Consider the following 22,667-nt stretch of genomic DNA (forward strand, 5'->3'; position numbering starts at 1 on the left):
TCAAAACCTCTGGACTGCCGCGTCGCTCCGCTCCTTGCAGTGACGGGGGTGGGGAGCAGGTCTTGAATTGTGTGTTTGGTTGTGTTGAGTCCAGGTAATGAGTTTTTCCTCAATCATACAAGGTTGGCTCTTGCGCGTGTCAGTTGAGCAGTTCTTTATCACTGGGCAGGTTTTGAACAGAATTCCGAAAAGACCAGGAGATCGGGCTAAGGTGAGAAGTGGAATCACAAGCGGTTGAACATAAAAAATCTTTTGGCAAGGAAGTCGTCATCTCCCTGGTTGCCTTTGCCAATACGGATGGCGGTAAGGTCATCGTTGGTATCGACGATCATGGTAATGTGTGCGGTGTTGATGTCGGTCAGGAGACATTACCCTGAGATTGTCCTCGTTGTAGATGAGGTTGGTGATTTTTTCAAGGTCGAGATGCGCTTGACTGAGCATGTTGCCCCCCCCGGTTGCCCGTCCCCCAGTTCCCCCCAGTTGCGCGCGTCTTGCTTGCTTGTGAAAAGATTGTCGGCAGAGAAGAACTGCAAAAAAGGCTTGGGATTAAGAATAAAAAACATTTTCTCGAATCGTACCTGAAGCCAGCTATAGAGAGTGGATTTCTTGAAATGACTATCCCCGATAAACCAAATAGCCTTTTACAGCAATATCAGTTAACTGAAACGGGCAGACAATGGCTGAGGGATAAAGGGTAAATGAAAGTGGGCTGGCCATCAGTGTGGATGAGGGACTGCGCCGAACAGCGCAAGGGATTTTTGCATGAAACGACTGTTTGATCTGATTCTGGCCGTTTGGGTGGCGCTTGTTCTGGGCCTGCCGATTGTGCTGGTGGCCTTGCTGGTCAAGCTGTCATCCAAAGGGCCGGTCCTTTATTGGTCCGACCGGGTGGGTCGCAATAATAGTATCTTCAGGATGCCGAAATTCCGCAGCATGCGGGTGGGTACCCCGGCGGTGGCCAACCCATCTGCTTGCTGATCCGGCGACGCACCTCACGCCTGTTGGTGGCTTTCTACGCAAGTCCAGCCTGGACGAGTTGCCCCAACTGTATGACCTGCACGACCCTGCAGGAAGTGATGACACGCTGCACCTGCATTTGATTCAACTTTTGGAAGACAAGATGAAAGTGAAGAGCTATGGTAGGCGTATCAGGCCGTTTTCAAATTTGAAAGAGTGTTCTTGAGGGGGAGTAGACATGCCGCAAACCTATCTGCGCAAACTTTTTTTTAATCGCTGGGCCGCGTTATTGCACGATCTGTTCTGGATTCCCTTGGCCCTTTTCTGTGCATACTGGATTCGTTTTAACTTTGAAAGTATTCCTTCGCGCTATTTTCCGGTATTTTATCAAATCTTGCTGGTGATCTTTCCCCTCCAAGGTTTGTTTTTGTGGATATTTGGTCTCTATCGCGGGATGTGGCGTTTCGCCTCCCTGCCTGATTTGCTCCGTATCCTGAAAGCGGTTTTCAGCGGCACAGCGGTTCTTCTACTTGTTTTTTTTCAATTCAATCGTCTCGATGGGCTTCCTCGGACGGTTATTTTCCTTTACCCATTGTTGCTTGTTTGCGGGCTTGCCGGGCCTCGATTTTGTTATCGACTCATTAAAGATCGTCACAAGATTTTCAGCAAACAGGAGGGGAAGCGAACGTTGATTGTTGGCGCGGGACAGGGCGGTGAATTGCTGGTACGTGATCTTCTGCGGCGGCCCGAGTATATGCCCGTTTGTTTGGTGGACGACAATCATGCCAAGCATGGCCGCGAGATTCACGGGGTTCGGGTCTATGGTTCGCTTGACGATATCGAGGACTTGGTTGGCAGCTACGATATCGAGCTTGTCCTCTTGGCCATCCCTTCGGCAGGCCGCAAGGTGGTGCAGCGGGTTGCTTCGGTTTGTGCAAAAATTGGGGTTACCTGCCACACTCTGCCTTCCCTCCAAGATATGAATGGCCACCAGGAAACCACCAGTCAGTTGCGATCCCTTACATTGGAAGATTTACTGGGCAGGGATAGTGTGAAATTGGATCATCAGGCCATTTTGGGCTATCTCGGCGGCAAGACGGTTCTGGTGACAGGCGGCGGTGGCTCCATCGGTTCGGAGCTTTGCCGGCAGGTTGCCGGTCTTCATCCCTCCCGGCTTATTATTTTTGACCACAGCGAGTTTAATCTGTATGCCATCGATATTGAGCTGCACGCTTCATTCCCTGACCTGAAAATCATTAGTGTGCTGGGCGACATGAAAAATTACGACAGGGTTGATTGGGTTTTCCGCAAGTTCTCCCCTGATGTTGTTTTTCATGCGGCTGCGTACAAGCATGTGCCCATGCTGGAGTTGAATCCGGCCGAAGGGGTGCGGAATAACGTCTTCGGCACCAAGATGGTGGCTGATGCCGCCGACCGGTATCATGTTGATCGTTTTGTTTTGGTGTCGACTGACAAGGCGGTCAATCCGGCCAATGTCATGGGCACCACCAAGCGCATTGCCGAAATTTATTGCCAGAACCTTAATCTTCGCTCCCAGACAAAATTCGTCACCACCAGATTCGGCAATGTGCTCGGTTCCGCCGGGTCTGTTGTTCCGCTTTTTGAAAAGCAGATAGCCCAGGGGGGGCCGGTTACCGTCACCCACCGAGAAATAAAGCGTTACTTCATGACCATTCCCGAGGCGGTGAGTTTGATTCTTCAGGCGGGATCAATGGGCAAGGGCGGTGAAATTTTTGTTCTTGAAATGGGAGAGCCGGTTTTTATCAAGGACCTTGCCGAGCAGATGATACGTTTGTCCGGTTTGGAGCCGGACCGGGATATCAAAATCGAATATATTGGCTTGCGGCCCGGTGAAAAGCTTTTTGAGGAGATCTTTCATGAAAGTGAAGATCTGCGGGGGACATCGCACCCGAAACTGCAACTGGCTCGCGCACGCCAGTGTGACTGGCAATGGTTGGCAACGGTCCTCGATGAGTTGAGCCGTGCCGCTACCAGCCGCAACGTGCCTGAATTAATCAGGCATCTCCGGGAAATCGTGCCCGAATACAACGGATTGCATGTCAGTGACAATGAAAAAAAGGCAACCGGGTCGGTTCCGCTTCGATTGCACAAGGCGGCAAGGGATTGCCGCCCTACGGGCCTGATGGGATAGGGCACAAGGCGGCAAGGGATTGCCGCCCTACTCCCGGGAAGTGTGTCGGTAAAAGGCGGCAACGGATTGCCGCCCTACTGTCTGTTACAAGTCGAGCTTCTTGCAAAATGAAAAAAGGAAAATTTGTCCTCTTGGAGTCTCACGAGTTCGCTTACCGGACCGTAAGGGAGAAATTTTATAAAATCACATCATTTAAAGTTTCCTCTCTACGTTCGGAATGACAGATAGAGTCATTTTGCAAGAACTCATCTTAAGGAACAATCTGTTCTAAATTGACACCCATGGTTTTTGCGAGTATCGTGTAAATATCATGGGTAAAAAACGCTATCTTTCCACAAAAATAAACCAACTGCTGGCCATGTTTCCGGTGGTGGCTCTTGTTGGTTCACGTCAATGCGGGAAATCCACGCTGGTAAAGCAGCTTCGCCCTTCCTGGAAATACTATGATCTTGAGAGCCCGGATGACTATCAGTTGATCAGCAGTGACCCGGTTACCTTTTTCGCTATGAATTCGGATGGGGTAATTATCGATGAAGCGCAACAATATCCGGAAGTTTTTAAAGTTCTCCGGGGGATAATTGATTCGGATCGAAAGAAAAAAGGCAGGTTTCTGCTTACAGGATCAAGTTCCCCTCATATTGTGAAGGGGATCACGGAAAGTCTCGCGGGCAGAATAGCAACAGTTGAAATGTGGCCATTCAAGCAGGGGGAGTTCCATGAAAAAGAACTCTCGGCGCTCTACCGGATGATGGCTGACGAGACAGTGCAGGCAAGAGATTTTCTGCATTTGCAACCTTTAGTGGGCATAGATCAGACAATGAACGTCTGGCTCAAGGGTGGTTTCCCTGAGCCACTTATTGAAAGTGATCACAATGAAGATTTTTATAAACAATGGGTAGAAAATTATATAACGGATTATCTCGGTAGAGATATCCGCGCTCTGTTTCCCAAATTGAATATTCATAATTTCAGGAGGTTTCTCACCCTGTTGGCACAATTTTCAGGGCACCAGTTAAATATGAGCGATATGGCTCGGGCCCTTGAGATAAGTGTTTCAACGATCAAGGACTATTTGGATATTATTCATCAGACATTTATATGGAGAAATTTGCAGCCTTATACCGGCAATCTCCTGAAAAAAGTGCAAAAGGCCAGAAAAGGGTTTTTCAGAGATCAGGGGTTATTGCATTATTTTCTGAAAATTAAAGATGTGAACCAGTTGCTGCTGCATCCGGTTGCCGGTTTTTCCTTTGAAAGCTTTGTTGTAGAAGAGATCATCCGCGGTCTGCAATCGACCATGGCGACTCAGCTTGAATTCAATTATTACAGAACCATTGATAAGTCTGAGGTTGATCTTGTTGTTGAAGGGGATTTTGGAATCGTGCCAATTGAGATCAAGCTTAATTCCATAGTAAAACGGAAATCGCTTCGTGGGCTGGAAAACTTAATCGATGACACGAAGGCGGGCTACGGAATTGTTATTAACACCGGCAGGCGAATAGAGTTTTTGACCGATAAAATTGTTCAAATACCGGTTCAGTACATATAAGATCCTCTATAATCTGACTTGTTCATTCCCCGGAAACATCTCTTTGAAAAGATACCCGGAAAGTCCGATCATCAAACCTAGAAGAAATAATTCCTGATTATGCCAGTTTTCCGGCTGAATCAGGGATAATATGGAAAGGATAAAGAGAAATTTGTAGCCGATGCGGTGAAACCGCAGTATCTCTCGCAATACGTAAATGTTAATGACGGGCACCACCAGGCTGAGGAGCAGAAATAGATCCAGGGCACCGAAGGAAAAAGCGGTGAGCAGTTTTTTGCTGGTGACGAAAAGCAGTATCACCGCAAGGACAAGGTTGATCACCTGAAATTTCTTGCGATCCCGGGGGAGAGAACTGTTGTTCAGGTGAAAAAGTGCTTTATGCGGTTCATCCCCATCCCGTAATGTGCGCCAGATTTCTTTTTTTTCTTTGCCTTGTTGCAGGAGTTTTTCTATTTCCTGTTCGATTTTATCCGCCATCAGGTATTCCTTTATTTTCTTGGTCGACAGAGCCTGAAAAATTCGCTATAGTACAAAGTTCTTATTTTCAGTGATGAAGCAGCGTTGTCCGTTTTCCCTCACCCCAACCCTCTCCCGGAGGGAGAGGGAGATAACCCCACCCCGGCCATCATGCGGAGGGAGAGGGAGATGGCCTCACCCAGGCCGTCTTGCACGCAGGCAAAGATGATCCGCCCCGTTGTCTTGCAGGGGGAGGGGGTATCATCTGCTTTTTTTGTCATTGGACCGACGGTCGAAAAAGAACAAAACAGCGGGTTTTTGAAAAAGCAGGTCACTACTGAGTAAGTAAACATATAAATGCAAAATTTACCAGATAATCAGAGAATAGTCATCACCGGTGTTGGTCTTGCTGCGCCCAATGCCGCCGATTTGCCTGAATTCAGGCGGAAATTGCTGGCCGGAATCAGTGGAATTCAGACCATCGATCTGCGCCATATGGGAAGCGCGCCTGCCGGTATTTGTTCCTTTGACGAAACAAAATACAGGAAAAAGAAAGAAAATAAACGCGGCACTCGCGCCGGTTGCATCGGTGTTTACTGTGCCAATGAGGCACTCATTGATGCCGGTATCGACTTCACTTCGTATAAAAGGGAAAACACCGGGGTGTACATCGGGCTCACCGAACACGGTACGGTGGAAACCGAAAATGAAGTCTACAATATCAGCAAGTTTGACTACAATGTCGATTACTGGACCCATCACCATAATCCGCGCACGGTTTTAAACAATCCCGCCGGTGAGATAACCATGAATCTCGGCATCACCGGCCCGCATTATTCGGTGGGAGCCGCCTGTGCCGCCGGTAATGCCGCGCTGATTCAGGGGATGCAGATGCTGCGGCTCGGTGAAGTGGAGCTGGCTCTTTGCGGCGGAATTTCCGAATGCACCGGTTCCTTCGGTATTTTCGCCAGTTTCAAAGCCCAGGGCGCACTGGCTGAGCATGCTGATCCCAAAAAGGCATCCCGTCCCTTTGATCGAGATAGAAACGGCATCGTCATTTCCGAGGGCGGCTGCGTCTATGTGCTTGAGCGGCTTGATCTGGCCCTGGCGCGCGGAGCACGCATTTACGGTGAGATTGCCGGCCATGCCTTGAATTCCGATGCGCGTGATTTCGTTTTGCCTTACGGACCCCGTCAGGCGGAATGCATGCGGCTGGCATTGAATCGGGCCGGACTTGCCCCGACTGATATCGACATCATCAACACCCACGCCACCGGCACACGGCAGGGCGACGGCGAGGAATGCCGGGCCATACGGGAAGTTTTTTCCGGAAGCCCAACAACCTATATCAATAACACCAAAAGCAATATCGGACACGCCATGGGTGCTGCCGGTGTTCTTGAATTGGCCGGTAATCTTCCTTCATTTGAAGATGGTCTTGTGCATCCGACGATTAATCTGGATAATCTCGACCCCGAATGCGCGCTTCCTAATATTGTCTCCCATGAGCCGAAACAGCTTGACAATATCTCCTCTATCCTGAATAACTCGTTCGGCATGGTAGGGATAAATTCGGTGGTGATTGTCACAAAATATGGTGATTGACGGCAGGCCTGCATGGGGCGGCAACCGTTTGCCGTCCTGCTGTTGAGAGTGTTTGATATTGATTTTTTTAACAAGTGTGGAGTTGTAGATGACACGTAATGAGATAAAAGACGTTATTATAGAAATAATTGCTGATATAGATGAAGATGCCGAGATGGAAGCTCTCAATGCGGACGAAGCATTGCGAGACCAGCTTGATCTTGATTCGATGGATTTCCTTGATATCGTCATGGAGCTGAGGAAACGGTACAAACTGCAGATCCCGGAAGCCGATTATCCCGAGCTTGCGACCTTGACCAGCTGTATCAATTACCTGGAACCAAAACTGAAAGATGCGTAACAGCCGGTGGCTGATTATTCTCTTATCGTCATCGGCGGCGGCCTTTCCGGCTTAGCCGCCGGTATTCGATTCGCCCGTTTCGGCGAATCGGTTCTTGTTCTTGAACGGCATGCCATTCCCGGCGGCTTGAATTCCTATTATTTCCGCAAGGGTTTTCTTCTGGAGACCGGTCTGCATGCCATGACCAATTTTGCCGGGCCCCAGGAAAAACGTGCCCCCCTGAACCGTCTTTTCCGCCAGTTGAAGTTTTCCCGCAAAGATTTCGTCACCCATGAGCAGTATTCCTCCCTGATTCATTTTCCCGGCCGGGCGTCCTTGCGTTTTTCAAATGATTTCAGAGTGTTTGAAGAAGAAATTTCCCGTGTTTTCCCCGGCGAAATGAACGGCTGGCGGCGATTTGTCGACTTTCTAAATGGTTATGACCCGTTCGCCCCGAAAGAATGGATTTCCACCCGCGCCGTCATCGGCGGGTTCCTCAACAACCCCCTGCTCATCGAAATGCTGCTGCTGCCGCTCATGGTCTACGGCAACAGTGAGGAGCATGATATGGACTTCTCGCAGTTTGTCATCATGTTCCGTTCCATTTATCAGGAGGGGTTTTTCCGGCCGTCCGGCACCATGAAGGATTTTCTCGGCCGATTGCTTGAACAGTTAAGCTCTTTCGGCGGCGAAATCAGATTCAACTGCCCGGTGGAGTCGATTGTGGTGAAAAACGGACGGGCGTGTGCCGTCAAACTCGCCGGGGGGGAAACCATTTCCTGCGAAAACATTGTTTCCACCATCGGTGCGCCCGGCACCTTTTCCTTGCTTTCCCTGCCGTGCCGGGAAGAAAAATTCGGCGGCAGAATGACTTTTGTCGAGTCAATTTATATCCTGCCTGATTCGGCAGGCACGGATATACAGCGTGACCACACGATCATCTTTTACTCCATGGACGAACGCCTGCACTACCAAAGTCCTGCCCGCGCTGTTGATCCAAACTGGGGTGTTATCTGTTTTCCTGAGAATTTTCAAGGGCTTGCGCAAACAGGGCATTTTCAGATACGTGTTACCCATGCGGCAAATTATGACCTGTGGAAAAACGTCTCCAGGCAGCGCTATAAGGCCATGAAAGAGGCCTGGTGCGCGGAGTCGCAGGATGTAATCGAGAAAATTATTGGGAATTATCGGCAAAACATTGTATATGAGGACAGTTTTACCCCTGTTACCATTGAAAAATTTACGGGAAAAGTACATGGTGCGGTATACGGCAGCCCGATCAAAATAAAAGACGGTCGAACCCCATGCCCCAATGTATTCATCGCCGGAACGGACCAGGGGTTTCTCGGCATTGTCGGTTCCATGTTGAGCGGCGTAACCATCGTCAATCAGTATTTGTTAAACAAAATTGATAATTGAAAATTTACAATGAATGCATGGCGAGTTTTGCAATTTTCATTGTACGTTCTTTCAATTTTCAATTTTCAATTTTCAATTTTCAATTATTTTTCCCATGGTTTATCAATCAATAGACAAGGCGGAAGACAGATATGATGTCATTGTGGTCGGCTCCGGTCTGGGCGGCTTGACCGTTGCCAATCGGCTGGCCGCGGCCGGGCATAAGGTTCTGCTGCTCGAGCATCATCATCGATTGGGCGGGCTGGCCACCTGGTTCAAGCGCAAGGGCCATACGTTCGATGTTTCCCTCCATGGTTTTCCGCACGGCATGGTAAAGACCTGCAGGAAATATTGGAATGATGCCATAAAAAATTCCATTGTCCAGCTGAAGAACATCGTTTTTGACAATCCTCAGTTCAGCTTGAAAACAACCTTTGATCGTGAGGATTTCACCAATATCCTGCAGAACAAGTTTGGCGTTGCCGGCTCGGTTATTGAAGATTTTTTCACCACTGCCCGCAAGATGAATTTTTATGATGACCTCTCCATGAGCACGAGAGAGCTGTTTGAGAAATTTTTCCCCGGCCGTTCCGACGTGCATCGTCTGCTGATGGAACCGATAACCTATGCCAACGGATCAACCCTGGATGACCCGGCCATAACCTATGGTATCGTCTTTTCCAATTTCATGAGCAAGGGCGTTTATACCTTTGCCGGCGGCACGGACAGATTGATCGGCATGATGAAGGACGAACTGGAAAAAAACGGGGTCACCATCTGCACCAGGTCAAAAGTCGATCGAATCGTCGTCGAAAAGGGCAGGGTGAGGGGCGTGGATGTCGGCGGTCGGGTCATCAGCTCCTCCTGCGTCATTTCAAACAGCGGCATTACCAATACGGTTGACAAACTGGCTGGTCGTGAGGTTTTTCCCCCTGATTTTCTTGGTGAATTCGACCAGGTGTCCATTAATAATTCCAGCTGTCAGGTTTATATGGGGATCAAGCCTGGAGAGGAATTTCCTGATGTCGGCGATTTGCTGTTCACCTCGACCGCGGCGAAGTTTGATTCGGCGGAAATGCGCGATATGAAAACAAAAAGCAGGACGTTTTCCGTTTATTATCCCAAGACCCGACCTGATGTGCCGCCCGATTATACCGTCGTCGCCTCCATGAACGGCAATTTTGACGATTGGCAAGCCCTTTCCGGCGCGGCCTACGAAGCGGCGAAACAGGACATGATAGAGCGCTCCCTGGATGACCTGGAGCGCTACATTCCCGGCATTCGCGGCAAATGCGACTGGCTTGAAGCGGCAACGCCGAAAACATTCCAGCGCTATACCCTGCACACCAAGGGAACATCATTCGGCACAAAATTTCCCGGGCTTGATATTTCCCGAAAGATTTTCAAGGTGGTCCCCGGTCTTTTTCATGTCGGATCGGTGGGCATAATTATGTCCGGCTGGCTCGGCGCCATTAATTACGGTGTCATTGTCGCCAATGACGCTGATGCGTATTTGAGAAGTTGACAATGACGGATTTTACCGGGCGAAAAATCGTTATCAGCGGGGCTACCCGTGGAATCGGCAAGGCAATTGCCCTGGCCTTCCTTCAGCAGGGCGCCTTGGTGATCGGCCTCTACGGATCAAACAGCAAGGCGGCCGGCGAGTTCCAGGATGAGCTGGGAGCTCTTGGCCGCAACCTGCATCTGCATCAGTGTGATGTGAGCGACTATCAGGCGGTTGAAAAGTTTTATGCCGCGGTGGAAGAGCGGTTCGAAACCATCGACGTCCTTATCAATAATGCCGGGATCAGGCGGGATGCGGTCGTTGCCATGATGAAGGAAGAGGATTGGCGCAGCGTAATTGATATCAATCTCACCGGCTCTTACAACATGGCGAAATTCGCCGTGCAGCTGATGATGAAGCGGAAATACGGGCGTATTATTTTTATCACCTCGCCCATGGCTCATCTGGGATTTGCCGGCCAGGCCAATTATGCCGCTTCCAAGGCGGGCCAGATCGGCATGATGAAGTCGCTGTCCAAGGAAACCGGCAAACGGAAAATCACGGTTAACTGTGTTTCCCCCGGCTTCATTGCCACCGATCTGCTCGATGATCTGAGTCCGGAACAGCTGGCGGAATATAAAAAATTGGTGCCCATGCGACGATTCGGAACGCCGGAAGAGGTCGCCGACGCAGTGCTTTTCCTGGCCGGAGCGCAGGCGTCCTACATCAATGGCGCGGTGCTTGATGTTACCGGTGGACTCTAAGGAATTTGTCCTTGCGCGGATCCCGCACCGCCCCCCCTTTCTCTGGGTGGACAGGGTGGTGATGATCAAGGACAACAAACTCATCGCTGAAAAGACCATTGCCGTTGATCTGGATATTTTCCAGGGCCATTATCCCCATTATCCGATCATGCCTGGGGTTATCCTTTGCGAGGCGGTATTTCAGGCAGGCGCGATTCTCATATCAGAGCAAATCAAGCAGGCTTCCCGTGCTGAAACCATAGCCGTCGAACAGGGTGTCCCTGTACTGACCCGGATCCTGGGCGCAAAATTTAAACGGGAAGTCAAACCGGGCGATGTCATTCGCATCGAGGTGAAACTGAAGGAGCGGGTCGGACCAGCCTGGTTTCTCAGCGGCAAGGTTGTGGTCAACGAACAAACGGCGGTTAAAGTTGATTTTGCCTGCGCGCTGAAATAAGAATGATCAAGCGTTTAAGCGATTAAACGTTGAAACGTTATAACGGTATAACGCTCAACCACTGGAACACGTACGACACACCATGAGTTTTCTTGATCTGGATAAAAAAATTATCGCTGTTTTCGGGCTGGCCAACCGCAAATCGGTTGCCGCGGCTGTTGCCGGAATACTCCGTGCCGAAGGAGTGCAGGTGGTGCACGTGGTCCGCAGTGAAGAACGGAAAAAAGCAGCGGAAAAGCTTTTTCCCGGCAGTCCGGTTTTTATCTGCGATGTGGAAAAGGAAGAAAACATTGTCGGGCTTTGCGAGGAAATGAGCTCCTGGCTTGACGGCCGCAAACTGGCCGGTCTTGTTCATTCCATAGCCTTTGCCAATTATTCCGAGGGGATGAAGCCTTTTCATGAAACCTTGAAACACGATTTTCTCCAGGCAATGGACATTTCCTGTTTTTCACTCATATCTCTCTGTAATCACTTTCAAAATTATTTTACTCCCGATGCCTCGGTCGTGACCATCTCTATCTCGACTACCAGGATGGCCGCGGAAAATTACGGCTACATGGCACCGGTGAAAGCGGCCCTGGAATCATCACTTTGTTTTCTTGCCAAGAGTTTTTCCGCTTTTTCCCGGGTTCGATTTAACGCAGTCTGCCCGGGACTTCTGAAAACTTCCGCCTCTGCCGGTATTCCAGGGTATGTTGACAGTTATCTTTTTGCCGAAACGGCAACCTTGCGCAAGCAGGCCGTTCAAACCGAGGAGGCGGCAAATGTGGCGGCTTTTCTGCTTTCCCCGAGATCATCAGGTATGACCGGCCAGTGTCTGGTGGTTGACGCCGGCATGGGATCCAATTATTTTGACGCTGAAATTGTCGCAAAAGTGGTAGGCTAACCATGCTCTACCAGCGAGTTTGCCTGTATCCTCCGGCCTATGAGGCCCCGCCGAATGTTGTCACCTCCGAAGCCCTTGAGTTGCGTCTGGCGCCTCTTTATCAGCGTTTGAAGCTGCCGGAGGGACGGCTTGAGCTCATGAGCGGCATTCGCGAACGCCGATTCTGGGACAGCGGCACAAAACCAAGCCACGCCGCGGCCATGGCCGGGAAAAAGGCCCTTGCCGTCGCCGATGTTGATCCCGCTGAAATCGAGTGCCTTATTTTCACCTCTGTTTCGCGGGATATGATGGAGCCTGCCACTGCTTCGTTTGTTCATCATCGCTTGAAGCTGCCGGAGAAATGCCAGATTTTTGATTTGTCGAACGCCTGTCTCGGCTTTCTTAACGGCATGGTCATGCTGGCCAACATGATTGAACTGGGCCAGGTAAGGAAAGGGCTGGTCGTGGCCGGCGAAACCGCTGAAAATCTGGTCGAGTCGACCATCCGGCATCTTTTAAGCGATCCCGCCGTTACCCGGAAAACGATCAAGTCAAGCTTTGCCTCCCTCACCATCGGTTCCGGTGCCGTTGCCATGGTGCTGGGCGATCGACATCAGCAGGATACCGGGCATCTGCTTTGCGGCGGCGCGGTCAGGGCCAACAGCAGCCATAATGATCTTTGTCGGGGAGGAGTGGAAGGCGGTGCGGGCATCCTCATGGCCACTGATTCCGAGGAACTGCTGAAGCGTGGTGTTGAGACGGCGGCCCTTGTCTGGTTTGATTTCTGCAATGAACTTGACTGGAGCAGTGACGGTATCAGCCGTTTTTTCTGTCATCAGGTTGGCCGGGCTCATGCCCAGTTGTTGTTTGAAAGATTAAAGCTCGATGCCAAAAAGAATTTTGAGTCGTTGCCTTTTTGGGGTAATGTTGGTTCAGTTTCCGCCCCTTTGACCATGGCCATTGGTCTTGAGCAGCAGATGCTGGAGGCCGGCCAACGGGCGGCTCTGCTTGGTATCGGCAGCGGTATCAACTGTCTCATGCTGGGCATTGAATGGTAGTTTTACGGCATCTCAGCGTTTTTTTCGATCTGATCTTAATCATGATAGAGGGGAGGCACGATGGACGAGCAGCAGGATAAATTCAGAATTTTATTTGTTGACGATGTTCCGTCAAATATACGGATTCTGCTGGAGATATTGCGTGCGGATTATGATATTTCTTTCACCGACAACGGACCCGACGCCTTGCTGATGGCCGGGCAAGAACCGCAGCCGGATCTGATCCTGCTTGATATCATGATGCCCAAGATGAACGGGTATGAAGTGTGCAAAAGACTCAAGGAGAATGAGAAAACAGCTCATATCCCGATTATGTTCATCACCGCTCTCACGGATGAAGATGATGAGGAAAAAGGACTGAGCCTGGGGGCGGTGGATTATATCCGCAAACCATTCAATATGGCCATTGTCAAATCACGGATACGGACCCAGCTTGAGTTGAAACAGCACCGTGATAATCTGCAGAAACAAACCGAAGAGTTGATTGCCTTGAATGCCCAATTGAAAAGGGAAATAGAGGAAAGAAAAAAAACCGAGGCCATGGTGCAGGAGCATCTCGCCTATCTGCAAGAGATTATCAAAGATCATGCCTTCCCCTCTTCCAGGCGCGAGCCGGGCGAAAATGACGGTTCCCGTTAGGATGAGTGATCCTGGCGTCATTCATGATTACCCTTTTTCCCCAAGACGCCATCAGCTTCCCGACGGAAATAGCCTTTCCTACCTTGATGAGGGAGAGGGGCCGGTGGTGGTCATGCTTCACGGCAACCCGACCTGGTCCTACTTTTATCGCAAACTTGTTCGACTTCTCAAGGGCGGATACCGGGTCATCGTCCCGGACCATCTCGGTTGCGGCCTTTCCGATAAACCGCAGGATTGGACCTATCAATTAAGCAATCATATTGACAACCTGGAAGATCTTCTCCACGCTCTGGGCATTTCGCGTTGTTCTCTTGTTGTGCATGACTGGGGCGGGGCCATCGGCATGGGCTACGCCGTGCGGCATCCATCTGTTGTCAACGCCTTTGTCATCTTCAATACCGCCGCCTTTCATTCCCACCGAATTCCAGCTCGCATACGATTGTGCCGGGTTCCTTTGTTGGGACCGCTGCTGGTTCGCGGACTTAATGGTTTTGCCGGTCCGGCCTTGCGCATGGCGGTGACGAAGCGGATGGACTCCGCCACGGATCGAGCCTATCTGCTTCCCTATGATTCATGGAAGAATCGTATTGCAACCCTGCGTTTCGTGCAGGATATCCCCTTGTCCTCCATGGACCCGTCCTGGCAGACCCTTGGCGAAATAGAAGCAGGGCTTCACCTGTTTCGCGACACGCCCATGCTTATCTGCTGGGGAGGGAAGGATTTTTGTTTTAATGATCATTTTTATCATGAATGGCAGCGCCGATTTCCCCAGGCGCGCTGCCATTACTTTCAGGATGCCGGACATTATGTGCTGGAAGATGCGTATGAGCGGATCGCTCCGTTGGTTGCCGCATTTTTCGCGGAAACCTCCTCGCCCTGCTGAATACCTTTATGGCGCTTTCGTATAACATCGCCCTGACGTTGTCTGCGGCCGCGGAAAAATATCCGGATCGAACCGCTCTTATTGTCCCCTCTGGCAAGAAAAATCGGAAGTGGACATTTGCCGGGCTTTTTGCCGCCAGCTGCCGCTTTGCCCGGGTGTTGACCGAGCGGGGAGTGAAACCCGGCGACCGGGTAATTCTCATGGTCAGGCCATCGATGGAGTTCGTTTGTCTCACCTTTGCCCTTTTTCAGTTGGGCGCGGTGGTGATTCTCATTGATCCGGGCATGGGATACCGTAACCTCGTGCGTTGTATCGGGTCTGTGCGGCCCACGGTTTTTATCGGCATTCCGAAGGCCCATCTGTTTAAGTTTCTTTTTCGCCGGGTTTTTGCGACGGTGAAGATTTCCCTCCTGGTGGGGGGCGTGCTTTCCCCTTTTGCCCCGCCGTCTCGTCCCCTTGACCGCAACAAAGAGGATGTTTTCCCCATGATTGATGCCGGCAAGGATGATCCGGCGGCGATTATTTTCACCACCGGCAGTACCGGTCCCCCCAAGGGGGTTCAATACACCCACGGCATATTTTTTTCTCAGCTTCAGTATATCCGCAATTACTACCGGATCACATCCTATGACCGCGATCAGCCGGCCTTTCCTCTCTTTGCCCTTTTTTCAACAGCCCTTGGCGCCTGTGCCGTCGTTCCTGAAATGGATCCGTCGCGGCCGGCCCGGGTTGATCCGCGCAAATTCGTGCGAACCATCCAGCAACACGATGTTACCTATTCTTTCGGTTCACCTGCCATCTGGAATGTGGTGAGTCGCTATTGTCTGGCAAACAACATCAGGCTCGGCATCAGGAAAGTGCTGATGGCAGGGGCTCCGGTATCAGGGGAACTGGTCGAGCGGGTGAAAAAAATAATCGATCCGGCGGGCGAGGTATATACCCCTTATGGCGCGACGGAATCCCTGCCCATTTCCTCCATCTCAGGCAGCGAAATTGTCGCTGAAACCTGGCCTTTGACCAGAAAAGGGATGGGGACCTGCGTCGGACGACCACTGCCGGAAATCGACATACGGATCATGCAGACGATTGACGGACCTGTTGTGGACCGGCGTGAGGTTCTCCTGCTTGATCCGTATGACATCGGCGAGATCATTGTCAGGGGCAGCGTGGTGACGCGCGTCTATGACAACAACGAAAACGAAAACCGGCTGTCAAAGATTGCTGATGGAGATAGCTTCTGGCATCGCATGGGCGATATGGGATATTTCGACGGCAAGGGACGCCTTTGGTTCTGCGGCAGGAAGGCGCACCGGGTGCTGACCGCCGGGGGCGTTCTGTATACGATCTGCTGCGAGGCAATTTTCAATGAACATCCCCTGGTTTTTCGTTCAGCCCTGGTGGGCATTGGCCCGCCGGGCGCGCAGATGCCGGTCATTATCGTGGAGCCAAGCGGCCGGATCGGCGACGAACCGGCATTGATGGCGGAGCTCGCCGAGCTGGCGAGAAATAATAGCCGTACCGCGATGATCAGCCGTTTTCTCATCCATCCGGCATTTCCGGTTGATATCCGGCATAATGCCAAGATTTTCCGTGAAAAACTGGCGGTCTGGGCCGCCGAAAAGGTAACAAAATAAAATGGAAAAGGCGGTTGTCACAGGAGGCGGCGGCTTTGTCGGCAAGGCGGTGGTTCGCATGCTTCTCGAGCGCGGAATCAGTGTTACCGTGGTCGGACGCAACCGGTATCCTGACGTGGAGGCGATGGGGGCGAAATCGGCCTGCGGCGATATTCGTCATGCCTCATTTCTTGATGCTGTTTTCCAAGGGCATGACACGGTTTTTCATGTGGCGGCAAAAGCGGGCATCTGGGGCGATTTTGCCGAATATTATGCCGTCAATGTGCAGGGAACGGAAAATGTGCTGGCAGCGTGCCGGAAAAACGGCATCAGAAGCCTCGTTTATACCAGCACGCCGAGCGTGGTTTTTAACCGGGCGGATATTCACGGCATTGATGAAAAAGCCCAATACGCCCGGGAATTTCTTTGTCATTACGCCGAAACCAAGGTTATGGCGGAAAAGCTTGTGTTGGCGGCAAGCAGCGGCTCCCTGCTGACCACGGCGATCAGGCCGCATCTTGTCTGGGGACCGGGAGACACCAATCTCATTCCCCGGCTGTTGGCCCGCGGCAGGGCAGGCAAACTGACCCAGGTTGGGGAGGGGACCAATCTGGTTGACATTTCCTATATTGACAATGTGGCCGAGTCACACCTGCTGGCAGCCGACAATCTGGAAAGGTCGGGCAGCGCCGCCGGACGGCCCTACTTTATTTCCCAAGGTGAGCCGGTTAATCTGTGGAAATGGATAAATGGTCTTTTTGTCAGACTTGGTATTCCCAGGGTGGAAAAAAAGATCAGTTTCGGCAAGGCGTATCTGCTGGGTGCGCTCTGCGAAAAAATCTATGGGTTGCTTGCAATCAGGCGGGAACCGCCCATGACCCGTTTCCTGGCTGAACAGCTGGCCAAATCGCACTGGTTTTCCATTGCAAATGCCGAAAAAGATCTGGGCTATCGAGCCCGCATATCAACCGCTGAAGGAATGGACCGGCTGGTTTGCTGGTTGCGGGAACGAACTTGAGAAAAATTGCGGAATTGCCGGCAACTCAATAAAAAAAGGCGCATCCACCTGGATGCGCCTTTTTTTATGAAACGATGTTCTCTTTCTTAGTGGTCGATGCTCGCTCCGGCGCCACGCGGGAAGCGAATATTTTCCACCATTTCCTGCACCTCGGCGGGCGGGGGAGAGGTCATCTGGGAAACCAGCAGGGTCACCAGGAAGTTGATGACCATGCCCACGGTACCGATGCCTTCGGCGCTGATGCCGAGGAACCAGGTGGAGCCGCCGAAGAATTTGTTGCTGATGATGTAGTAGGCGGTAAAGGAGATGCCGGCAATCATGCCGCAGATCGCGCCTTCCCGGTTGGCTCGCTTGTAGAAGATGCCGAGCACGATAATGGGGAAGAAGGATGAGGCGGCCAGACCGAAGGCAAAGGCAACAACCTGGGCGACAAAGCCCGGCGGATTGATGCCGAAATAGCCGGCAATACAGACGGCAATCCCGATCATGACACGTCCGACCAGCAACCGCTGGCTTTCAGAGGCGTTGCGGTTGATCAGACGGTAATAAAGGTCATGGGAAATGGATGATGATATAACCAGCAGAAGACCCGATGCGGTTGAGAGGGCGGCGGCAAGACCACCGGCGGCAACAAGGGCGATAACCCAGGGCGGCAGATTGGCAATTTCCGGGTTGGCGAGTACCATGATGTCGCGGTCGATGAACAGCTCATTTGGGTTGTCCGTCGGTGGGTTGGTGACCAGTTCCTGACCGTAAGAACCTTTTTCCCCACTGAAGGTCGGTTTGCTGCCGGTGAAAGGATCCTTGGGGAAATATTCGATAATGCCGTTCTGGTTCTTGTCCAGCCAGGCGATGAGGCCGGTTTTTTCCCAGTTCTTGAACCAATCGGGAGCCTTGGTATATTCCTTGCCGCTGATGGTGTTGATCATGTTGTAGCGGGCAAACGAAGCGATTGCCGGGGCGGTGGTGTACAGAATGGCGATGAACAGCAGCGCGTATCCTGCGCTGACGCGAGCGCCGCGTACGCTGGGAACCGTATAAAAACGGATAATAACATGGGGGAGTCCCGCGGTACCGACCATCAGCGCCATGGTAATGCAGAACACGTCAAGCATTGATTTGCTGCCGGCGCCGAACGGTTTGGTGTACTCGGCAAAACCGAGATCGGTATTAAGCTGGTTGAGCACGTCGAGCAGATACTTGCCGGCATTGACGCCCTCGTTAATGGTTGAGCCGAAACCGAGCTGCGGCAGAAAGGTGCCCGTTATCTGGTATGAGATGGCAAAGGCTGGAACCAGGTAAGCGAAGATGAGAACCAGATACTGGGCAACCTGGGTGTAGGTGATGCCCTTCATGCCGCCGAGAGAGGAATAAAAGAAGACAAGGGCCATGCCGATGAGGACGCCGGTGTTGACGTCAACCTCGAGAAAGCGGCTGAAAACAATGCCGACGCCGCGCATCTGGCCGGCAACATAGGTAAATGAAACAAAGATGGCGCAGACGAGGGCCACGAAACGGGCCACATCCGAGTAATAGCGGTCACCGACAAAGTCAGGCACGGTGAATTTGCCGAATTTGCGCAGGTACGGGGCAAGCAGAAGCGCAAGAAGCACGTAGCCGCCGGTCCAGCCGAGCAGGTAAATTGAACCGGTGTAACCCATGAACGAGATGAGGCCGGCCATTGAGATGAACGAGGCCGCGCTCATCCAGTCAGCCGCGGTTGCCATGCCGTTGGCCAGCGGTGAAACGCCGCCGCCGGCAACATAAAATCCCTTGGTTGTTTTGACCCTTGAAAGCCAGGCGATACTTAAATAAAGGGTGAAAGTGATTCCAACCATTATGTAAGTCCATGTCAGAATTGACATTTTTAAATCTCCTTATTTGTCTTGTTGTGTATCGTTAGCGTAAAAGCGAATTTTGCGCCTGTGGCAATCTGTTTTTATTCAGACGCCAATATATTATTTGTCAATAGAATGAAATGTATAAATTATTCGTGTACGTCAAATTCTTCGTCTACTTTCTTCATGCGGAAGTGATAAACAAAAATCAGCACCACGAAAACATAGATGGAACCCTGTTGCGCGAACCAGAATCCAAGGGGAAAACCGCCGATTTTGATGGTATTGAGCTGCTCGACAAAGAATATGCTGCAGACGAACGAGACAAAAGCCCAGATCGAGAGCAATATGACCATGAGTGTGAGATTTTTCTTCCAGTACAGTTTCAGATCTTTTTTCATTCATTCCCTCCTGCGTAATTTTTTTTTACATGATGATTTGTCAATTCATGCGGTGACAAAAAAAAAAGACAGCTAACATTCCTTCAAAATTACAAAAAATTATTTTTGCATAAAAAAAAGACAATAAAAACGGTGAATAAAAAAACCACTGAGGGTTGTTACGAGCTTTTTAGGAAAAAATCAATAGGTAGATGTACGGAGGGACGACAGTGGTGAGATTATCGTGGGGAAAAAATCATGTGAGTATTACTACTTAGGTGGGAATGCGCATATTGATTCCCTTTGTTTTTTTTGCACGCCGGGAATTTTTTTAAAATTTCATGGTCTGGTTCCAGGAGACGATTTCCCGTTGCAATTGAAATTGCGTGTAGTTTTTCATGATAACGGCTATTTCAGACAAAGTCGGATCTGAAATTTTCAGTCGTTGCAACTTTTCATAGGGCAAGGAATTGATCATCTGCAATGATTTGACGGCGGCAAGCGAGATGGGAGCGGTTCCGCTTGGACTCGAACTTTCGCATTTCTTGCAGATAATACCGTGGTCAACGAGGCTGAATCGTAAAAAGCGGCTGTCCTGTTGTCTTTCACCGCAAAGAAGGCAATGATCAAGTTGCGGATGAATGCCAAGAATTTTAAGCAGTTTGACATGAAAGAAAAGAACCGTTGCGACAAAATCAGCGGTTCTGGTCAACTCTTCCATGCACCATTGCAAAAGATGAAACAGGACTTCATCAGGGTCGTTTTCCCGTGTCCACTGATCGACCAGTTCGCAGACAAGCATGGCTGCGCTATAGCGTTTGTAATTTTCTCGGAGAGGTGGATAGGAGGAGAGTAGAACGGCGCTGTCAATCCGGCAGAGACTGGACTGACGGGATGGAACGGCAGTGATTTCCAGCAAGGAAAAAAATTCCAGCTTGTTGACGAAGCGTTTTTTGCTGCGCTTGGCTCCCTTGGCAATGCCGTTTACTTTACCGAAATCTTCAGTAAAGAATGTGATGATCTTGTCGGATTCGCCATAGTCCATCACTTTGATGACAATGGACCTGCTCTGCAGATACGACATCAGGGGGCCTGGTTGCGCGGGTTACCTTTCATTCCGGCGGCATGTCATCAGGAATGGTTAAACGAAGAGGAGTGCCCGATTTGCCGGAAACCGAAAGCTCTCGGTCGTTGACGAAAATTTTTACTCCGCCGGAATTGCCGATGAAGAGTTTAATCTGTTTTTCGGCGGACCAGCGGTTTTCTTCTCCCGGGTCAAAAAGGTAATTACGTGAAGTCTGGTCGTCGACGGTGGCCTGCATCCATGTTCTTTCGCTGAAGACAATATGCAGATTGAGTTTGGCGTGTACGGCAAGGGGCGCCGCATTGTCCCGGGTGGTGGATGACGCAGGGGGCTGCTCCGGTCTGTCCTGAGTGACCGGCGTGGTTGATGGCGGCACTATTTCATTTTGCGGCAGGGATGCGTCTGTCGTCGGTTCCGTATCCGCGGGAGGATTTTGCCCGTCCTGGGGTGAAGATTGGCCGGGGATGACGGCATCAGCGCCAACCTTTGTATCCGTGGCGACGGGGGAGGGGGAAACCTCGGTATCCTTCGGTTTATCCGGGGAGGAAGGCGGCTGGGGAATTTGCTCTTCTTCGGCAAGTTCGGATTCGACAGGTTCGTTCAACATGGAACGATAAGGGGCTATGGCGGAACCATAAAAGAAAAAGTAATATCCCAACCCGACAAGGCCCGCAAGGAACAGAAAAAATATGATCTTTCTCAAGCTGAAGAATGATGAGGATTCCGCTAGTTTTTCGTTGTGAAAAATATCGTGGGTATGGATTCCGTCTTCATCGGAAACGGACATTTCCCGAATATACCGTTCCAGGATTTCCTGAGGATCAAGGCCAAGATATTCGGCATAGAGTTTGATAAAGCCGCGGGAAAAAACCTCGGCCGGCATTTTGCTCCGATCATTGTTTTCAATGGCCCGGAGGGTGCCGATGTGGATGCAGGTATCCTCTGCAACCTGCTCGATGGTAATTTGTTTTTTCAGCCGTTCTCTTTGTATATAACTTCCCAGGGATTGGCCGGTATCGTGTTCGCCGGATTCATGCGTTTTCGGACGATTATGCGAGGAGTCTTGACCCATTTTTTAGTAGCCTTTCGCTGATATCAGAGAAGTTCTTCCACATAGGAATTTTCTCTTAGTTCTTTTACCCAGGAGTCAAATTTCTTTTTGAGTTCCTGATCATAAAGAGCGGTGCGGATTTCTTCGCGGACCTCAGCCAGCGGTGCTTGGGTGATCACTCCGTCCTTGTTGCTCGAGAGAAGCTTGAAAAACTGGAAGCCGGCCGGAGTTTCGATAACCGTACTGACATCTCCCGGCCGCAGCGTGCTGATGGATTGCCACATATAGTCAGCCATCTCATCCTTTCCGAGAAAACCGATATCACCCCCGTCTCGCGCCGAAGGCAAATCGGAATAATTTTTTGCAATGTCATTGAAATTTTCCCCTGCCAGAATCATATCCCGGGTCTGTTCAGCCCGCTTCAACGCCTCTTCTCTGGTGGCGGAACGCCCGTTTTCACCCCATGCGCTGCCGAATTGCAGGACATGGAAACCAGCCGGGCTGCTGTTTTCATTGTTCATTGTCCGGTAATACGCTTCCACCTGCTCATTGGTTATGACGACTTTGGAGCGGATGTCGTAGGCCAGGACCTTGGAACGGAGAATCTGTTTGCGCATGTTGGCGCGATAGTGTTTTTCCGTAATGCCCATGGAGAGCAGCTGGGTTCTGAATTCATCGACCGTGACCTTGTTTTCTTGGAGGATTCGATCGATGGAGGCGTCAATTTCCTGGTCGCTCACTTCCAAATGGCGTTCAGCGGCCCGTTGCAGAAGAAGTTTTTCGTCAATCATGGATCGAAGAATATCTTTTCTGGTGCGGGTTATTGCCTCATCAAGCTGTTCCGGTGGAACTTCCGCCTTGATTTTTTCCATGGCAGGAGCCAGTTCCAGGTCAAGCTCGGAGAGGGTGATGACTTCATCGTTCACCACCGCAACAACCCGGTCGACCAGTTGTTCGGACAAGGCGGTTGAGGGCGTTAGCGTAATGAAAAATAAAAAAATGGTTAACAGGAAACGATTTGGAGAAAAATGTCTGCGAAAAGATACGTGTTGTAGCATGATTGATATGTGGTCCGAT

At 50.8% G+C, this 22,667-nt stretch carries 21 protein-coding genes and 2 pseudogenes; 17 read left to right on the forward strand and 6 right to left on the reverse strand.

Translation table 11 applies throughout. The features are described 5' to 3' along the window. Positions 1-221 precede the first annotated feature (221 nt). The 5 genes and pseudogenes from BM485_17120 to BM485_17140 all read left to right on the forward strand — a co-directional run bounded on the left by BM485_17120 (position 222) and on the right by BM485_17140 (position 4,679). Positions 222-356, forward strand: a pseudogene (locus BM485_17120) (hypothetical protein). A 99-nt stretch (positions 357-455) separates the two neighbouring features. After that, positions 456-698, forward strand: coding sequence for a hypothetical protein (locus BM485_17125; protein ID OKY73776.1), 243 nt, complete (start codon positions 456-458; stop codon positions 696-698). Between the two features lie 64 nt (positions 699-762). After that, positions 763-1,057, forward strand: a pseudogene (locus BM485_17130) (UDP-phosphate galactose phosphotransferase). A 138-nt stretch (positions 1,058-1,195) separates the two neighbouring features. Continuing rightward, positions 1,196-3,130: a polysaccharide biosynthesis protein gene (locus tag BM485_17135; GenBank protein ID OKY73777.1), complete on the forward strand. Its 1,935-nt coding sequence runs from the start codon at positions 1,196-1,198 to the stop codon at positions 3,128-3,130. Between the two features lie 310 nt (positions 3,131-3,440). Continuing rightward, entirely contained in the window at positions 3,441-4,679 is a 1,239-nt protein-coding gene (locus BM485_17140; GenBank protein ID OKY73778.1) for an ATPase, read from the forward strand. A 6-nt stretch (positions 4,680-4,685) separates the two neighbouring features. On the opposite strand, the gene BM485_17145 is transcribed toward BM485_17140, so the two are convergent. Beyond that, positions 4,686-5,156: a hypothetical protein gene (locus BM485_17145; protein OKY73779.1), complete on the reverse strand. Its 471-nt coding sequence runs from the start codon at positions 5,154-5,156 to the stop codon at positions 4,686-4,688. Between the two features lie 336 nt (positions 5,157-5,492). Here BM485_17145 and BM485_17150 point away from each other — a divergent pair, with 336 nt between their 5' ends. From BM485_17150 to BM485_17205, 12 genes are all read left to right on the forward strand, one after another. Beyond that, a complete protein-coding gene (locus tag BM485_17150; GenBank protein ID OKY73780.1) occupies positions 5,493-6,740 on the forward strand; it encodes a beta-ketoacyl synthase in 1,248 nt (415 codons plus the stop codon). A gap of 88 nt (positions 6,741-6,828) precedes the next feature. Continuing rightward, complete coding sequence (locus BM485_17155) at positions 6,829-7,080, forward strand: acyl carrier protein (protein ID OKY73781.1); 252 nt, start codon at positions 6,829-6,831, stop codon at positions 7,078-7,080. Positions 7,081-7,086: 6 nt separating this feature from the next. After that, positions 7,087-8,478 carry a hypothetical protein gene (locus tag BM485_17160; protein OKY73782.1) on the forward strand — a complete coding sequence of 464 codons (1,392 nt, stop codon included), beginning with the start codon at positions 7,087-7,089 and terminating at the stop codon, positions 8,476-8,478. A gap of 94 nt (positions 8,479-8,572) precedes the next feature. Next, positions 8,573-9,982, forward strand: coding sequence for a phytoene dehydrogenase (locus BM485_17165; GenBank protein OKY73819.1), 1,410 nt, complete (start codon positions 8,573-8,575; stop codon positions 9,980-9,982). Between the two features lie 2 nt (positions 9,983-9,984). After that, on the forward strand, positions 9,985-10,725 hold the full coding sequence (locus BM485_17170) for a beta-ketoacyl-ACP reductase (protein ID OKY73783.1): 741 nt from the start codon (positions 9,985-9,987) through the stop codon (positions 10,723-10,725). After that, positions 10,706-11,161, forward strand: a complete 456-nt coding sequence (locus BM485_17175; GenBank protein OKY73784.1) for a beta-hydroxyacyl-ACP dehydratase — start codon at positions 10,706-10,708, stop codon at positions 11,159-11,161. The genes BM485_17170 and BM485_17175 overlap by 20 nt, the downstream gene beginning before the upstream one ends. Before the next feature lie 82 nt (positions 11,162-11,243). Beyond that, entirely contained in the window at positions 11,244-12,047 is an 804-nt protein-coding gene (locus tag BM485_17180) for an enoyl-ACP reductase (GenBank protein ID OKY73785.1), read from the forward strand. 2 nt (positions 12,048-12,049) lie between these two features. Continuing rightward, positions 12,050-13,084, forward strand: a complete 1,035-nt coding sequence (locus BM485_17185; GenBank protein ID OKY73786.1) for a 3-oxoacyl-ACP synthase III — start codon at positions 12,050-12,052, stop codon at positions 13,082-13,084. Positions 13,085-13,144: 60 nt separating this feature from the next. Next, positions 13,145-13,723 (forward strand): hypothetical protein, encoded by a 579-nt coding sequence (locus BM485_17190; GenBank protein ID OKY73787.1) that lies wholly within the window; start codon positions 13,145-13,147, stop codon positions 13,721-13,723. A 1-nt stretch (position 13,724) separates the two neighbouring features. After that, positions 13,725-14,606: an alpha/beta hydrolase gene (locus BM485_17195; protein OKY73788.1), complete on the forward strand. Its 882-nt coding sequence runs from the start codon at positions 13,725-13,727 to the stop codon at positions 14,604-14,606. An 8-nt stretch (positions 14,607-14,614) separates the two neighbouring features. After that, entirely contained in the window at positions 14,615-16,240 is a 1,626-nt protein-coding gene (locus BM485_17200; protein OKY73789.1) for a peptide synthase, read from the forward strand. A gap of 1 nt (position 16,241) precedes the next feature. Further along, positions 16,242-17,237, forward strand: a complete 996-nt coding sequence (locus tag BM485_17205) for a 3-beta hydroxysteroid dehydrogenase (protein ID OKY73790.1) — start codon at positions 16,242-16,244, stop codon at positions 17,235-17,237. 86 nt (positions 17,238-17,323) lie between these two features. Here the strand turns inward: BM485_17205 and BM485_17210 are convergent, their stop codons facing one another. The 5 genes from BM485_17210 to BM485_17230 form a co-directional block, all read right to left on the reverse strand. Further along, on the reverse strand, positions 17,324-19,102 hold the full coding sequence (locus tag BM485_17210; GenBank protein ID OKY73791.1) for a cation acetate symporter: 1,779 nt from the start codon (positions 19,100-19,102) through the stop codon (positions 17,324-17,326). Between the two features lie 122 nt (positions 19,103-19,224). Next, complete coding sequence (locus BM485_17215; protein ID OKY73792.1) at positions 19,225-19,476, reverse strand: hypothetical protein; 252 nt, start codon at positions 19,474-19,476, stop codon at positions 19,225-19,227. A gap of 310 nt (positions 19,477-19,786) precedes the next feature. Next, on the reverse strand, positions 19,787-20,539 hold the full coding sequence (locus BM485_17220; protein ID OKY73793.1) for a DNA repair protein RecO: 753 nt from the start codon (positions 20,537-20,539) through the stop codon (positions 19,787-19,789). A gap of 28 nt (positions 20,540-20,567) precedes the next feature. Beyond that, entirely contained in the window at positions 20,568-21,611 is a 1,044-nt protein-coding gene (locus BM485_17225; protein OKY73794.1) for a hypothetical protein, read from the reverse strand. A gap of 23 nt (positions 21,612-21,634) precedes the next feature. Next, entirely contained in the window at positions 21,635-22,648 is a 1,014-nt protein-coding gene (locus tag BM485_17230) for a hypothetical protein (protein ID OKY73795.1), read from the reverse strand. Positions 22,649-22,667 lie beyond the last annotated feature (19 nt).

Source organism: Desulfobulbaceae bacterium DB1, from assembly GCA_001914235.1.
Lineage (GTDB): Bacteria > Desulfobacterota > Desulfobulbia > Desulfobulbales > SURF-16 > DB1.